Here is a 14,070-nt window from a genome sequence, read left to right as displayed (position 1 = left end):
TTCCATCGGGTTTCGGCAGGCCGGTCCGGGGGTGGAACCGGAGGCACCGGGGCGTCAAACGGGGGCCTCGACGCGGGGCGGCGGTGCCTCGGCCCGGGATCGGGCCAGCATCAGCACCAGCCCCGAGCCCAGGCCCAGCACCACCACGGTGCCGAGGTAGACCGTCCCCACGGACAGGCAGGTCAACAGTGCGGCGACGGCGAGGGACCCGACCAGTTGCGCGGGCCCCTGCACCGCGCCGAAGACGGCGAACGCCTGGGACGAGCCGGCCGGGCGCCAGCGGTCCTGGACTTCGCTCTGCAACGCCGCGTCGCCCCCGCTGAGCAGGCCCACCACGGCGTAGAGCCCGATCGCCCACACCGGGTGCGCGACGCTCAGGCCGAACACGATCTGGACGCAGAAGCCGACGAGGACGACCTGCGGCGCCCGGGCCCTGGTCCACTGGCCCAGCGCGCCGCCGGAGACCAGCACCCCGCTGATCATCGCCGCGAGGGCGAAGCAGGCGTTCGCCGTGCCGGCGATCCAGGAACGGTCGGCGGCACCGCCGGTCAGCAGCGGGACGAACATGCTGAAGCCGAGGGTGTGGGTGAGTTCCATCAGCAGCAGTGCGGCGGTGAACAGCCCCAGGCGCCGCGGTGAGAACACGTCCCGCCACACGCCGGTGGTGGCCGAGGCCCGGTCCGCGGCGGCGGCGTGCGGCTCCACCGTCCCGGACGCGCCCGTCCCCGGCGCGCCCGCGGGCTTGCGGAACGACGCCCCGTTGATCACCACGAACACCACGAACTGCAACACCAGGCCGACCGCGTACGACAGGGCGCACAGCCCCAGCGACCCCTCGATGCCGATCGACGACGCCAGCACTCCGCCGAGGGCCCAACCGACCACCACGGCCGCCTGGGTGGCGACGGCCAGCATCGCGTTGAGCCAGGTCAACTGCTCCAGGCCGGTGGTCTGGCCGGCGACCCAGCCGCGCATCGCGGGAAGGTAGAAGGCCCCGAAGGCGGCGAAGAGGAACATGCCGGCGTAGATCTGCCAGGCGTGCACGCCGCCGGCGCGCACCAGCTGCCAGAGCGTCACGGCGACCACCAAGGCGCCGGCGTCGGACAGCAGCATCACCCAGCGGTGGTCGACGAGTTGGTTGACGAACCGGACGGCCCGGACGAGCAGCAGCGCGGGCAGCGCGCCGACCGCCACGACCAGGGGCGCACTCGCCGGCGAACCCGTCACCCGCAGCGCGAGCAGGGAGAGCAGGAGGAGCAGCAGGGCGGAGGTGCTCTGGCTCTGCAACGTCGACACGATGACCGTGCCCACCTCGCGCCGTTCGGTGGCTTCGAACCCTTGCCAGATCTCGGATCGGGAACGGGTGCGTACCGACGCGTGTCCCACTCAACCCACCTCCCCAATTCCGATTTCTTTTCGATGCGCAGCGCTGCACGGCGGGGTGCTTAACGGCAGCAGGCCGTCCAGGACGCCAACACCCCTTCGGTCACGGCACGGAGAAACAGACATGCAGCGATTCCCGAAAACCCAAGCATGATTTCTCGGAAACGGTCAACCAAGTCCAGTCCGCACCAAGGGTTTTGGCTGAAACGCCGGCATCCGGACCCCCACTCATCACACCATCGGAAACAATGCCGTGCCACCGCCGCGGGTTCCCGCCCCGCGCGCCCTCCGCCTTGAATTGCCGGCCCGAAGAACTCCGGACGACACCCGCGTAAAGCCACCGTGACACTTCGTCGAGAAGCCGGATTCACGGCCGGTCGCGGCCGCCTCAAGGGCGCCCCTCCGGTGCACCGGGACGATCGAATCAGGTCAGAATGCCCCCGAGGGCAACCCATGACCGGATATTCATACGCTCACGAGAAGGGCGGAGATATCGCGCCTTCCCGAACCGGAGGAAAAATTTCGGAGGTTCGTACGGCACCCCTTGATGCGTCCCACCAAGGACTTCGAAACCGACCTCGGCGACCAATAAAAAGGCGTCCCGGCACTGGCTGATTTCCCTCGGCGTACGCCGGAGCCGTAAAGGGCGGCGGGTAGCGCAAAGGCCGGTGGGTAGCATGACGCCGACTTTTCCCGGCCCCCGTCCCATGCCGCCGGCACCCCAGCAGGCCGGCGCGGGACCGGACGACGACCCAGCGGACACACACCCCGACCCGACGTCGCGGGAGCTCTCGCCCGCGCACCGGTCCGCCCGTCCGGACGGCGCCCCCACCGACCGCCCCACACCACGAGGAGCCCGGCACCGTGACACCCGCCCAGTGGGAGGCCCTGCTCTACGACTGGCACAACACCCACCGACTGCGCCGGCAACGCGACGACACGCCCTACTGGACCCGCCTGACCGAGCCGCACGAGTCCGTGCTGGTCCTCGGAGCCGGCACCGGCCGCGTGGCGGGCGCCCTGGCCCGGAGCGCGGAGCGCCGGGTGACCGCCGTGGACCTCAGCCGGGAACGGCTCGCGCGCATTCCCCGCACTCCCGGTCTGCACCCGGTCTGCGGAGACATGCGCAGGCTTCCGCTCCAAGGACCGCACTCAGCCGCCGTCATCCCCTATTCGACGCTGCAGTTGCTCTTGACGCCCGAGGACCGGGAACGGGCCCTGACGGAAACCGCCCGCGTCCTCGCACCGGGCGGTTCGGTCCACATCGACGTCAGCGAGAGTTTTGACTCCCGTACCGAAACCGACTGGCAGCTGAGTCTCGCCGAGACCTGCCCGGAGGCCGGCGGGCCGGTGGAAGAATGGGAGCGTAGCCGCCCGCACGCCGACCACGTGGCCATCGAGAAGCAATTCCGCCGGGCCGGTCGGGTCCTCACCGAGGTGACGGAACGCTGGGTCTACCACCGCGCCCTCGACCTCGCCGAAGTTCTCGCCCGCACGGGTTTCGAACTCCTGGGAATCGACCGGGGATACGGCCGGGACAGCTCCCCCCACCGGCTCGTCTACCACGCCCGACGAAGGCACTGACCCCCTGCACCGACGCCCGTCGGCCTTTCACGCCTCCGCCACGACGCATCCCTTCTTCAGCGCCCCTCCCCCACCTTTGGCTCGTGCCTCGCGGAATGCTTGCCGTGTTGCGCGGCCACACCCCACACGGCCACGCGAAGGCGAACCGGCAATCACCCACCCGCAGTTCCGGCGAACTCCGGAGCGGAGTGCCCGCCCGACGAGGCCGGGGCCACCTCCATCCGCCAAGCCATCGAAGCGGATGAAGCCTCAGGGTGACGTCGACGGTGCAGGACCTGACCGGGCGTGCACCGCGGACGTTCGACGCGTTCCTGGCGGGCCGGTAGGCGGGGCTCGACCGGAGCACGCCGGAACGAGGACGTCCGGGCCGACCCCGGCGGGTCGACCCGGACGTCACCGGACGGTCGGAGATCAGGCGAGGTCGAACCGGTCGAGGTCCATGACCTTGGCCCACGCCGCGACGAAGTCGGTCACGAACTTCTCCTGCGCGTCGTCGCTCGCGTAGACCTCGGCGACGGCCCGCAGTTCGGAGTTCGAGCCGAAGACCAGGTCGGCCCGGGTGCCGGTCCACTTGACCGCGCCGCTGGCGTCGCGGCCCTCGAACGCGTCCTGCGCCGAGGACGTCGACGTCCACGTGGTGTCCAGGTCCAGCAGGTTGACGAAGAAGTCGTTCGTCAGGGTGCCCGGACGGTCGGTGAGGACGCCGTGCTTCGACTGGCCGTGGTTGGCGCCCAGGACCCGCAGGCCGCCGACGAGGACGGTCATCTCCGGGGCGCTCAGCGTCAGCAGGTTCGCCCGGTCGAGCAGCAGGTACTCGGCCGGCAGGCGGTTGCCCTTGCCGACGTAGTTGCGGAAGCCGTCGGCGGCCGGCTCCAGCGCGTCGAACGACTCGATGTCCGTCTGGTCCTGGGCTGCGTCCACCCGGCCCGGCGCGAAGGGCACCTCGACGTCGAAGCCGGCGTCCTTGGCCGCCTTCTCGACGGCCGCGCCGCCCGCCAGCACGATCAGGTCGGCCAGCGAAACCTGCCTGCCGCCCGCGGAGTTGAAGGATCCCTGGATGCCCTCGAGCGTGCGCAGCACCTGTGCCAGCTCGTCGGGGTCGTTGACCTCCCAGTTGCGCTGCGGCTCCAGCCGGACGCGGGCGCCGTTGGCACCGCCGCGCTTGTCGCCGCCGCGGAAGGTGGAGGCGGAGGCCCAGGCGGTCGACACCAACTGGGCGACCGTGAGGCCGGAGCCGAGGACCTGCTCCTTGAGGGCGGCGACGTCCGCCGCGTCGAGCAGCTCACCGGTGCGCTCCGGGAGCGGGTCCTGCCACAGCAGTACCTCGGAGGGGACCTCCGGCCCGAGGTAGCGCACGACCGGGCCCATGTCGCGGTGGGTCAGCTTGTACCAGGCGCGGGCGAAGGCGTCCGCGAACTCCTGCGGGTTCTCGTAGAAGCGGCGCGAGATCGGCTCGTAGATCGGGTCGAAGCGCAGCGCCAGGTCGGTGGTCAGCATCGTCGGCAGGCGCTTCTTCGACGGGTCGTGCGCGTCCGGGATGATCGCCTCGGCGTTCTTCGCCACCCACTGGTTGGCGCCGGCCGGGCTCTGGGTGAGCTCGTACTCGTACTCGAAGAGGTTCGTGAAGAACCCGTTGCCCCACTGGGTCGGGGTGGTGGTCCAGGTGACCTCCAGGCCGCTGGTGATCGCGTCGGGGCCCGCGCCGGTGCCGTACGAGCTCTTCCAGCCGAGGCCCATCTGCTCCATCGGGGCGCCCTCGGGGTCGGCGCCGACGTTGTCCGCCGGGCCGGCGCCGTGGGTCTTGCCGAAGGTGTGGCCACCGGCGATCAGGGCGACGGTCTCCTCGTCGTTCATCGCCATCCGGCGGAACGTCTCACGGATGTCGCGGGCCGCGGCGAGCGGGTCCGGGTTGCCGTTGGGGCCCTCGGGGTTCACGTAGATGAGGCCCATCTGTACCGCGCCGAGCGGGTTCTCCAGCTCCCGGTCGCCGGTGTAGCGCTCGTCACCGAGCCAGGTGGTCTCGGGGCCCCAGTAGACGTCCTCCTCGGCCTCCCAGACGTCCTCGCGACCGCCGGCGAAGCCGAAGGTCGTGAAGCCCATCGTCTCCAGCGCGACGTTGCCGGTGAGGATCAGCAGGTCGGCCCACGAGATGCTCTTGCCGTACTTCTTCTTGACCGGCCACAGCAGACGGCGGGCCTTGTCGAGGCTGGCGTTGTCCGGCCAGCTGTTGAGCGGCGCGAACCGCTGCTGGCCGGCGCCGGCGCCACCGCGGCCGTCGCTGATCCGGTACGTGCCGGCGCTGTGCCAGGCCATCCGGATCATGAGCGGGCCGTAGTTGCCGAAGTCGGCGGGCCACCAGTCCTGCGAGGTGGTCAGCACCTCGGCGATGTCCCGCTTCACGGCCGGGAGGTCCAGGCTCTCGAACGCCTCGGCGTAGTCGAACTCCTCGCCCATCGGGTTCGCCACCGCGGGGTTCTTGGCGAGGATCTTCAGGTTGAGCCGCTCCGGCCACCACTGGCGGTTTCCACCGCCCTGGGTCGGGTGGGCGGCGCGCCCGTGCGCGACCGGACAGCCGCCTTCGCCGTCTACGGCCTGTGCTTCGTGGATCTCAGACATGGGAATCCTTCCGGATGAGGCGGATCACCGTGCTCAGCAACCGCCAGCAGTGGAACACTCGGGGCGCATGCCCCAGTTGGACGACCTCGGCCTCGGTGACCGGGAAGCTGTTGTGGACGGACGCGGTCGGGCCCGGGGCCCCACCCGCCGTGCGGTCGCCACCGCCGGCCGGCTGGATGCTGCGTGGGGCTCCCGCCATGGTGAACGGAGCGGGGCGGGCCCGGTCACGGTGTGCGGGGAGACGCGGCCCACCCGACCGCGCTCCGGGGGTGAGCTCCGCGACGCGGACGTGGTCACCGTCCAGGCACCGGCGCCGCACGCGTGGCAGACGCACCCGGGCTGACGCCCGCCCACGGGCTGCGGTGACTGTCCGCTACCGACACGACAGGATTCGGTGGTGAGCGGAGCCGTCTGGTGAACCGTCACGTGCTTTTCCCTGCGATTGTCTCGTCCCTTGGCTATCGCAGGAACAGATCCTACGATGGACCAGGTCCAAGTCAATACAGCAACCAGATCCATACGAGTTCATGAGCCAGACAATGCATTGTGAGGCCGGTGACCATGAGCGACCTGCTGGAACGGCTTCGCGGACGCGGCTGGCGGATGACCGCCCAGCGCCGGGTCGTCGCCGAGGTGCTCGACGGCGAACACATCCACCTCACTGCGGACGAGGTGCTCGCGCGCGCCACCACCCGGCTGCCGGAGATCTCCCGCGCGACCGTCTACAACACCCTCGGCGAACTCGTGTCGCTCGGTGAGGTGACCGAGGTGACCACCGACGGCCGCGCCAAGCGCTACGACCCGAACGCCCACCGTCCGCACCACCACTTGGTCTGCTCGCACTGCGGCGCGATCCGCGACGTCCACCCCGACGGCGACCCGCTGGCCGACCTGCCCGCTTCCGAGCGGTTCGGTTTCGCCGTCTCCGGCGTCGAGATGACGTACCGGGGCGTGTGCCCCGACTGCGCCTGATCCCGTCACCGGCCGGCTACGGGCCGTACGCGCTGCGGCGGACTGCCGCGCGCCGGCTCCGTCCGCCGTCCTGTGCACGGCGTCGACCGCCGGCCCGGCCACGACTGGCAAGCCCCCTCCGGCGCGGGGATGCTTGTGGTGTGCGACAGCGCGACGGAGCGGGAGCCGGGACGTGAGGGGCTCGCGCGCGGGGCGCCCGGCCCTCGGGCGCTGGTGCCTGCGCCACCTCCAGTTGCTGCCCGTCGTCCTGCTCGTGGTCGGCGCCCTCCTCGACTACGCCACGTCTCCGCACATCAGCGCGGAAGCCTTCTACACGGCAGCCCCGATGACGGCCGCCGCCCTGTTGTCGCTCCGCGCGACCGTCCTCGCCGGCATCGGAGCCTGCGCCACCGACATCGCGCTGCTCACGCACTTCGGACTCATCACGGACTCCGGTGGGTGGAGCGAACTGGCGGCCGTGGTGACGGTCTCGGCCCTCGCCGTGGTCGTCAACCGCCTCATGTACTACAGCCACGTGCGGCTCCAGTCCGCGCGCCGGATCGCCCTCGCCGCGCAGCGCGCCGTGCTGCCGCAGCCGCCGTCCGCGATCGGGCCGTTGCGGATCGCGGTGCGCTACCAGGCGGCGGTGAAGGACGCCCAGATCGGCGGCGACCTGTACAGCGCGCAGGACACCCCGTACGGCGTGCGTTGTCTGGTCGGCGACGTGCGGGGCAAGGGCCTGGAGGCCGTCAAGGTGGTGGCCGTCGCCATGGGGGCGTTCCGGGAGGCCGCCGAGGAGGAGGCCACGCTCGTCGGGGTGGCGACGCGGGTGGAGCGGGCGTTGCTGCGGGAACGGGGGCGGCGCACCGGCCCCGAGCGCATCGAGGGGTTCGTGACCGGAATCCTCGTCGAGATCCCGTACCGCGACGGTGAACTGCGGCTGGTCAACCGCGGCCACCCGGCGCCGCTGCTGCTGCACGCCGGTGAGGTGCGGAGCGCCGAGCCGCCCGAGCCCGCCCCGCCGCTGGGCCTGGCGGAGCTGGGCACCGTCCAGGAGCGGGCGGACACGGTGCCCTTCCCCGCGGGGTCCACCCTGCTGCTGTTCACCGACGGCCTGAACGAGGCCCGCAACCGCACGGGAGACTTCTACGACCCCGCGACCGGGCTGTCCGGGACGGACTTCCCCGGGCCCGAGGCGCTGCTCGACGGCCTGCTCGCACGGGTCAACCGGCACACCGGCGGGCGCATCACCGACGACATGGCGCTGCTCGCGGTCACCCGGGCAACGGCCGCACCGCATCCGGGGGTCGGCACTCGCCCTCGTGGGCACCCGTGACGAACGCGCGGCCTGCACCGCACAGTTGACAACGGGGCTGAACGCGGACCGGCCGCGAGTGGTGCGGGTGCGCGTCAGTCCGCGCGCCCCGTGGCCGCCACCGTCACGCCCAGGCCGATCAACGCGAGGCCGCCCGCCCCGCCGACCCCGGACAGGCGGCGCTCCGAGCGGGTGAGCCAGGAGCGGGCCGCCGCGGCGCCCAAGCCCCACAGGGTGTCCGTGATCAGGCCGATGACGACCGGGACCAGGCCCAACGCCATCATCTGGACGGGGAGGTGGCCGGCCGCGTGGTTCACGAACTGCGGCAGCACCGCGGCGAAGAACACCATGCCCTTCGGGTTGGTGGCGCCCACGAGGATGCCGTCCAGGACCGTCCGGAGATCGCCGCGCCGCTCCCCCACCGGGGCGTCCGCACTGGCCGCGCGCAGGTCGCCGCGGTGCCGGAACGTGTGCACGCCCAGGTAGATGAGGTAGGCCGCGCCGGCCAGCTTCACGGCCGTGAACACCGCCGCCGAACGTTCCACCAGCGCACCGAGCCCCCAGGCCACGGCGCACACGAGGGCGTAGGAGCCGATGAGGTTGCCGAGGACCGTTGCGAGCGCCGTGCGGCGGCCGTGCGCGAGGGCCCGGCCGACCACGAACAGCACGCTCGGCCCCGGAATCACGATCACCAGCAGCGACATGGCCGCGAACACGAGCACGTTCTCCGTGGACACCACGTGTGCGGCACCTCCTCCCAGTGCGATCCGGTGGGCGTCGAAACCGATCGAACCAGATGGCGGGCCGTCCTCTCCAGGGCCCCACCCGCATCGCCCCGTCGAGTTTCCGCCCGCCCGTTCGCGACCGGACCACGAAGTCCAACTTAGGCTAGGCTAACTTCACTTGACCTTGGGGGAAGGCTCTACGGAACACGATCGAGGAGCACACGATGGGAAACCTCAGCGGAAAGGTCGCCGTGGTCACCGGCAGCAGTCGGGGCATCGGGCGGGGCATCGCCGAGCGCCTGGCCAGGGACGGCGCGCTGGTCGCCGTGCACTACGGCCGCAACGAGGCGGCGGCCACGGAGACCGCGGCGGCCATCGCCGAGGCCGGGGGCCGGGCGTTCGTCGTGGGAGCCGAACTGGGCGTCCCCGGCGACGTGGACACGCTCGTGGCCGGGTTGGAGGCCGGACTGCACACGCACGGGGAAGCGGCGATCGACATCCTGGTGCACAACGCGGGGATCAACTTCATGGGGCGGCCGATCGAGGTCCTCACCCCCGAGGAGTTCGACCAGATGGTCGCGGTCAACGTCAAGGCGCCGTTCTTCCTCACCCAGCGGCTGCTGCCCCGCCTCCGCGACGGCGGCCGGATCATCAACATCTCGTCCGTCTCCACCCGCATCGCCTCGGCCCACGGCATCGGCTACCCGCTCACCAAAGGGGCGTTGGAGGTCTTCAGCCAGACCCTGGCCAAGTACCTCGGCCCCCGCAGGATCACCGTCAACGCCGTCTCCGTCGGCTTCACGCACACCGACATGACCGCCGAGGTGCTGGCCGACCCGGCCAACCAGGAGCGCAACATCGGCCTGACCGCCCTCGGCCGGATCGGCCAGGTGCGGGACATCGCCGACGCGGTCGCCTTCCTGGCCTCCGACGACGCGCGCTGGGTCACCGGCACCAAGCTCGACGTCACGGGGGGCGTCAACCTGTAGCCCGACGCGACGGGCACGCCGGCCCCGCGGTCGGCCGGCGGCCGTCGCTACTCGTCGGAGAGCGTGAGCTTCGGGACCCGCCAGGCCGCGATCAGGAAGGCGACCAGGGTCACCGCGGCGCCGGTGAGGAAGACCAGGCGCATCGAGGACACGTACCCCTGGAGGAAGGGCAGCGCCGCACCGGGGTCGAGGGCGCGTAGGAAGGCGGAGTCCTGGAGTTCGACGCCGCCGCCCGGGCGCAGGACCCCCGCCAGGGCGTGCGCGTTGTCGGGCCGGGCGAGCAGTCGGCCGTACGCGGGGTCGTGCCGGGCCGCGGCGAGCCGGTCGGCGATCTGGCCGGCCGCCGTGCTGAACAGGATCGACAGGAAGGCCGCGGTGCCGATCGTGCCGCCGTTGGAGCGGAAGAAGTTCACCGACGCCGTGGCCGCGCCCATGTCGGTGCGGGGTATCTCGCACTGCGCCAGCGTGGTGAGCGTCTGCATCGACGCGCCGAGCCCCGCGCCCATCAGGGCCATGCCGACCATCGCCTGCCACAGCGGACTGTCCTCCCGCAGGGTGGCGAAGACGAGCATCGCGGCGGTCAACGAGCCGGCACCCGCGACGAGATGGACCTTGAACCGGCCGGTGCGGGCGATCAGCCGCCCCACCAGCAGCGTGATCGCGAGGTTGGCGGCGACCGTGGGGAGGGTGGCCAGACCGGCCGCCATGGGCGTCATGCCACGGACGAGCTGGAGGTAGAGCGGCAGCGTCGTCATCGCGCCGAACATGCCGATGCCGACGACGAAGTGCAGCCCGACGCCGAGCCGGAAGGTGCGGATGCGGAACAGGCGCAGCGGTATCAGTGCGGCGTCCCCCATCCGTCGCTCCACCACGACGAACGCGGCGAGGCCCAACCCGCCTATCGCGTAGGCCAGCAGCGCCGGGGGCGCGTCCCACCCCCAGGTGCGGCCCTGCTCGGCGACGGTCAGCAGCGGCACCAGGCCGACGGCGAGGGCGAGCGCGCCGGGGTAGTCGAGCCGGTGCCGCACGGGTCGGTGGGGGAAGCGCAGCACGCGGACGATCGCGACGGCGGCCGCGACGGCGAGCGGCACGTTGATCAGGAAGATCCAGCGCCAGCCGGCGATGCCCAGCAGCGTGGCCCGGTCCGCGAAGGCGCCGCCCACCAGCGGGCCGACGATGCTGGCGCCGCCGAAGACGGCCATGAAGTAGCCCTGGTAGCGGCCCCGTTCGCGCGGGGTGGTGATGTCGGCGACTATCGTCATCGCCAGGGATATCAAGCCCCCGCCGCCGATGCCCTGGACCGCGCGGAACGCCGCGAGTTCGTAGATCGATCCGGCGGTGCCGCACAGCAGTGAGCCGGCCGTGAACAGCGCGATCGCGGCCAAGTACACGGGCCGCCGGCCGTGGATGTCGGAGAGCTTGCCGTACAGCGGGGTCGCGAGGGTGGCGGTGATGAGGTACGCGGTGGTCACCCATGCCTGGGACGTCAGTCCGTGCAGGTCGTCGGCGATGGTCCGCAGCGCGGAGGAGACCACCGTCTGGTCCAGTGCCCCGAGGAACATGCTGAGCACCAACCCGGACATGACGGCGGTGATCTGCCGGTGGCTGAGGCGCGCGGGTGCGTCCCCGGCCGTGCCCTGTCGTCGGGCGTCGGAGAAGGTCACGTGTGGTCCTTGGGGGTGGGCGGTTGGGGTTTCGAAGGGGCCGGGTGACGGGGCGTGGCTCCCGTCACCCGGCCCATGGGACTACCGGCTACCGGCTACCGGCGAGCCCTTCCAGGTCGCCGACGGCGTGCTCGACGCCCGGCAGCGTCAGCATCGCCAGTTGCGCCGACCGGGCGCGCGCCCGGGGTGCGGGGTCGGCGAGGAGCTTGCGGCAGGTGTCGGCGATGCCGGCCGCGCTGCGGTCGGTGAGGTGGCGGCCCAGGCCGAGTGCCTCCACGCGGTCCGCGTTGGCGTACTGGTCCCCGAAGTGCGGCAGGACCGCCAGCGGCGTGGCGGTGCGCATCGCCTCGCGGATGCTGTTGAAGCCGCCGTGGGTGAGGAAGAGGTCGACGGACTCCAGCAGCAGCGGCTGCGGGACCCGTTCGACGACGCGCACGTGGTCGGGCAGCCCCGTGGTGTCCAGCGCCATCCCGGACGTCGACACGACGACCGTGCAGTCGTCGAACTCCGTCAACGCCTCCGCTATCGTGCGCAGGCTCTCGCTGCCGTCCGGCATCTCGACGGGCAGCGGCACGGACCGGCCCCCGGTGCGTGCGTGCAGGACCGGGAGGGCGGTGCCGATGGCGGCGTACACCAGCGGCCGGTCCGTGGGCAGTTGGGCCGCCCACTCGGGCAGCACGCCGCGGCGTTCGACGTCCACCGTCTGCCGGTAGGCCCACGTCTGGGGCAGGTGCTGGGCGAAGGAGAAGGCGGACGGTACGTAGTCGACGCGGCCGTGCGGGACGATGGACAGCGGGTCGTCGTGCACGGGCAGGTCCAGCTCCGCGCGCCGCTCGTTGAGCTGGGGCAGCACCTGGACGGGGTCCAGGATGTTGCTGAAGCCGGAGGGTGTCGGCAGCTGCGGGACGCCCAGCAGTTCCGCGGTGAGCACGGCGCCCATGTCCATGCCGTCCCGCAGGATCAGATCGGGGCGGAAGTCGCGGGCGAGGGGCAGCAGGACGTCCAGGTGCGTTTTGACGCCCGGACCGGCCACGCTGCGCAGCATCAGCCGGTTCAGCTCCGCCATCCGCTCCGCCTCGTCGGTGGCGGCCTGGAGGTCGGCGAGGTAGGGCGCCAGTCCGGCGGTCGGGTCGAATTCCGGTAGGACGGCCTGTACTTGGACGTCGTCGTCGCGGAAGACCGGGGCGAGGGCATCGGTGGTGACCACCACCACCTGATGTCCGGCCTCGGCGAGGGCGCGCAGGAGGGGCAGCTGGGCACGCCCGTGGGAGGGGCTGCCGAGCGTGGTGCACAGAACCCGCATGGCGGGAGCCTTTCTCTAGGGTTTTCTTCGATGCTGGGGACGGGGAGGGGGGACGGCCGGCCGACCGGAGTGGTCAGCGGACCCGTCCGGGCGCGAGCGGAACAGCGGCCGCCCCACGTTTCACGCCACCCGGGCCGGCGCCGCCGTGCGTCCGATGCCCTGCCAGCTCAGCCCGGCCCGGGCGAGCCGGTCGGCGTCGAGCAGGTTGCGGAAGTCGTGGACCTCGTGGCCGGCCATCCGCGCGGCGATCGCGGCCCAGTCGAGGTCGCGCAGCTCCGGCCACTCGGTGAGAACGACGCAGACCGCGGCCCCGTCCGCCGCCCGCACCGGATCGCCGACGAGGTCGACCAGGTCGCTCAGGTCGGGCCGCTCCTCGCGCAACGCCGGGTCGTAGCCGGTGAGTTCGGCGCCGCGCTCGCGCAGCAGTCGGGCGACGGCGAGCGCGGGCGAGTCGCGCAGGTCGGAGGTGCCGGCCTTGAACGTCAGGCCGTACAGGGCGATCCGTACGCCGCGCAGCGAGCCGTCGGTGCTGCCGCACGCGGCGGTGACGCGCTCGACGAGCTGGCGCTGGTGGGTGACGTTGGTCTCGATGGTGGCGCTCAACAGGGGGAAGTCGATGCCGGCCTGGTCGCACGCGGTCAGCAGGGCGTGGGTGTCCTTGGGCAGGCAGGAGCCGCCCCAACCGGGCCCGGGCCGCAGGAACGCGGAGCCGATCCGCGGATCGCGACCGATGCCCTCGGTGACGTCGCTGATGTCCGCGCCGAAGCGCTCGCAGACGGTGGCGAGGTTGTTGGCGAAGGACAGCTTCATCGCGAGGAAGAAGTTCGCCGCGTACTTGGTCAGTTCGGCACTGGCCGGATCGGTGAGCACCAGGGGGGCGTCGAGTCCGGAGTACAGGTCGGCCACCCGCCGGGCGGCGTCCTGGTCGGCGGCGCCGATCACGATGCGGTCGGGGTGCAGGAAGTCGTGGACGGCGCGGCCCTCGCGCAGGAACTCGGGGTTGCTGACCACCGCCACGTCCGCCCGGCCGAGCAGCGCGGCGACGCGCTCGCCGGTGCCGACCGGCACGGTGGACTTGTTGACGACGACGCAGCCGGTCGGCAGCACGTCGCGGATCTGGCCGGCGACGGCCTCCACGGCGGCGAGGTCGGCCGCACCGCCCGCGCCCATGGGCGTGGGCAGGCACAGGAAGACCACCTCGGCCTCGGCGACGGCGGCGGCCGTGTCGCCGGTGAACTCCAACAGGTCCGCGTCCAGGGCGTCCCGGACGGTCCCGGGCAGGTCGGGTTCGAGGATGTCGACCCGGGCCTGGCGCAACCGCTCGACCTTGTGCGGGTCGGCGTCCGCGCACACCACCCGGTGGCCGAGCGAGGCCAGGCAGGCGCCGGTGGTCAGTCCGACGTATCCGGTTCCGATCACGGCAACGCGTCGAGCAGGCACAGCAGATCACCACTTCCGATCGTGGGGGGTGCACGCGTGCGGCGGCTGTGGCGGTGCGCGGGTCTGCGCGCGCCGCCGCGCCGTGCGGGCGGTCCTGGCA

Annotated in this window: 11 protein-coding genes; 5 read left to right on the top strand and 6 right to left on the bottom strand. The window is 72.0% G+C overall.

Annotation, left to right across the window (positions count from 1 at the left end; translation table 11 throughout):
- Positions 1–54: 54 nt before the first annotated feature.
- Positions 55–1,386 carry an MFS transporter gene (locus ACJ6WD_RS08370; RefSeq protein WP_331248726.1) on the bottom strand — a complete coding sequence of 444 codons (1,332 nt, stop codon included), beginning with the start codon at positions 1,384–1,386 and terminating at the stop codon, positions 55–57.
- A gap of 861 nt (positions 1,387–2,247) precedes the next feature.
- Here ACJ6WD_RS08370 and ACJ6WD_RS08365 point away from each other — a divergent pair.
- Positions 2,248–2,967, top strand: a complete 720-nt coding sequence (locus ACJ6WD_RS08365; RefSeq protein ID WP_233655626.1) for a class I SAM-dependent methyltransferase — start codon at positions 2,248–2,250, stop codon at positions 2,965–2,967.
- Positions 2,968–3,378: 411 nt separating this feature from the next.
- Here the strand turns inward: ACJ6WD_RS08365 and katG are convergent, their stop codons facing one another.
- Positions 3,379–5,583 carry a catalase/peroxidase HPI gene (katG, locus tag ACJ6WD_RS08360; protein WP_407615410.1) on the bottom strand — a complete coding sequence of 735 codons (2,205 nt, stop codon included), beginning with the start codon at positions 5,581–5,583 and terminating at the stop codon, positions 3,379–3,381.
- Positions 5,584–5,650: 67 nt separating this feature from the next.
- Here katG and ACJ6WD_RS08355 point away from each other — a divergent pair, with 67 nt between their 5' ends.
- From ACJ6WD_RS08355 to ACJ6WD_RS08345, 3 genes are all read left to right on the top strand, one after another.
- Positions 5,651–5,926 carry a hypothetical protein gene (locus ACJ6WD_RS08355; RefSeq protein ID WP_407615409.1) on the top strand — a complete coding sequence of 92 codons (276 nt, stop codon included), beginning with the start codon at positions 5,651–5,653 and terminating at the stop codon, positions 5,924–5,926.
- A gap of 218 nt (positions 5,927–6,144) precedes the next feature.
- Entirely contained in the window at positions 6,145–6,555 is a 411-nt protein-coding gene (locus tag ACJ6WD_RS08350) for a Fur family transcriptional regulator (protein ID WP_376437243.1), read from the top strand.
- Positions 6,556–6,727: 172 nt separating this feature from the next.
- Positions 6,728–7,870 carry a PP2C family protein-serine/threonine phosphatase gene (locus ACJ6WD_RS08345; RefSeq protein ID WP_407615408.1) on the top strand — a complete coding sequence of 381 codons (1,143 nt, stop codon included), beginning with the start codon at positions 6,728–6,730 and terminating at the stop codon, positions 7,868–7,870.
- Positions 7,871–7,944: 74 nt separating this feature from the next.
- On the opposite strand, the gene ACJ6WD_RS08340 is transcribed toward ACJ6WD_RS08345, so the two are convergent.
- Positions 7,945–8,589: a LysE family translocator gene (locus ACJ6WD_RS08340; protein ID WP_376445817.1), complete on the bottom strand. Its 645-nt coding sequence runs from the start codon at positions 8,587–8,589 to the stop codon at positions 7,945–7,947.
- A gap of 209 nt (positions 8,590–8,798) precedes the next feature.
- On the opposite strand from ACJ6WD_RS08340, the gene ACJ6WD_RS08335 reads away from it, so the two are divergent.
- Positions 8,799–9,563 carry an SDR family NAD(P)-dependent oxidoreductase gene (locus tag ACJ6WD_RS08335; protein ID WP_376437152.1) on the top strand — a complete coding sequence of 255 codons (765 nt, stop codon included), beginning with the start codon at positions 8,799–8,801 and terminating at the stop codon, positions 9,561–9,563.
- Between the two features lie 47 nt (positions 9,564–9,610).
- On the opposite strand, the gene ACJ6WD_RS08330 is transcribed toward ACJ6WD_RS08335, so the two are convergent.
- The 3 genes from ACJ6WD_RS08330 to ACJ6WD_RS08320 form a co-directional block, all read right to left on the bottom strand.
- Complete coding sequence (locus ACJ6WD_RS08330; protein ID WP_407615407.1) at positions 9,611–11,227, bottom strand: MDR family MFS transporter; 1,617 nt, start codon at positions 11,225–11,227, stop codon at positions 9,611–9,613.
- Between the two features lie 88 nt (positions 11,228–11,315).
- The gene (locus ACJ6WD_RS08325) at positions 11,316–12,530 is read right to left on the bottom strand and encodes a glycosyltransferase (protein WP_331248719.1); all 1,215 of its coding nucleotides are present in this window, start codon (positions 12,528–12,530) and stop codon (positions 11,316–11,318) included.
- Between the two features lie 120 nt (positions 12,531–12,650).
- Entirely contained in the window at positions 12,651–13,949 is a 1,299-nt protein-coding gene (locus ACJ6WD_RS08320; RefSeq protein WP_407615406.1) for a UDP-glucose dehydrogenase family protein, read from the bottom strand.
- Between the last annotated feature and the right edge of the window lie 121 nt (positions 13,950–14,070).

The sequence above is a fragment of the Streptomyces sp. VTCC 41912 genome, assembly GCF_045799175.1.
In the GTDB taxonomy this organism is placed as follows: domain Bacteria; phylum Actinomycetota; class Actinomycetes; order Streptomycetales; family Streptomycetaceae; genus Streptomyces; species Streptomyces albulus_C.
The sequence above is the reverse complement of the archived record's forward strand: the minus strand, read 5'-3'. Positions and strand labels throughout refer to the sequence as shown.

What these genes read in the sequence shown, in the direction of transcription:
- katG (WP_407615410.1), bottom strand. Translation starts at nt 5,583, where the DNA reads ATGTCTGAGATCCACGAAGCACAGGCCGTAGACGGCGAAGGCGGCTGT.
- ACJ6WD_RS08355 (WP_407615409.1), top strand. Translation starts at nt 5,651, where the DNA reads ATGCCCCAGTTGGACGACCTCGGCCTCGGTGACCGGGAAGCTGTTGTG.
- ACJ6WD_RS08350 (WP_376437243.1), top strand. Translation starts at nt 6,145, where the DNA reads ATGAGCGACCTGCTGGAACGGCTTCGCGGACGCGGCTGGCGGATGACC.
- ACJ6WD_RS08335 (WP_376437152.1), top strand. Translation starts at nt 8,799, where the DNA reads ATGGGAAACCTCAGCGGAAAGGTCGCCGTGGTCACCGGCAGCAGTCGG.
- ACJ6WD_RS08325 (WP_331248719.1), bottom strand. Translation starts at nt 12,530, where the DNA reads ATGCGGGTTCTGTGCACCACGCTCGGCAGCCCCTCCCACGGGCGTGCC.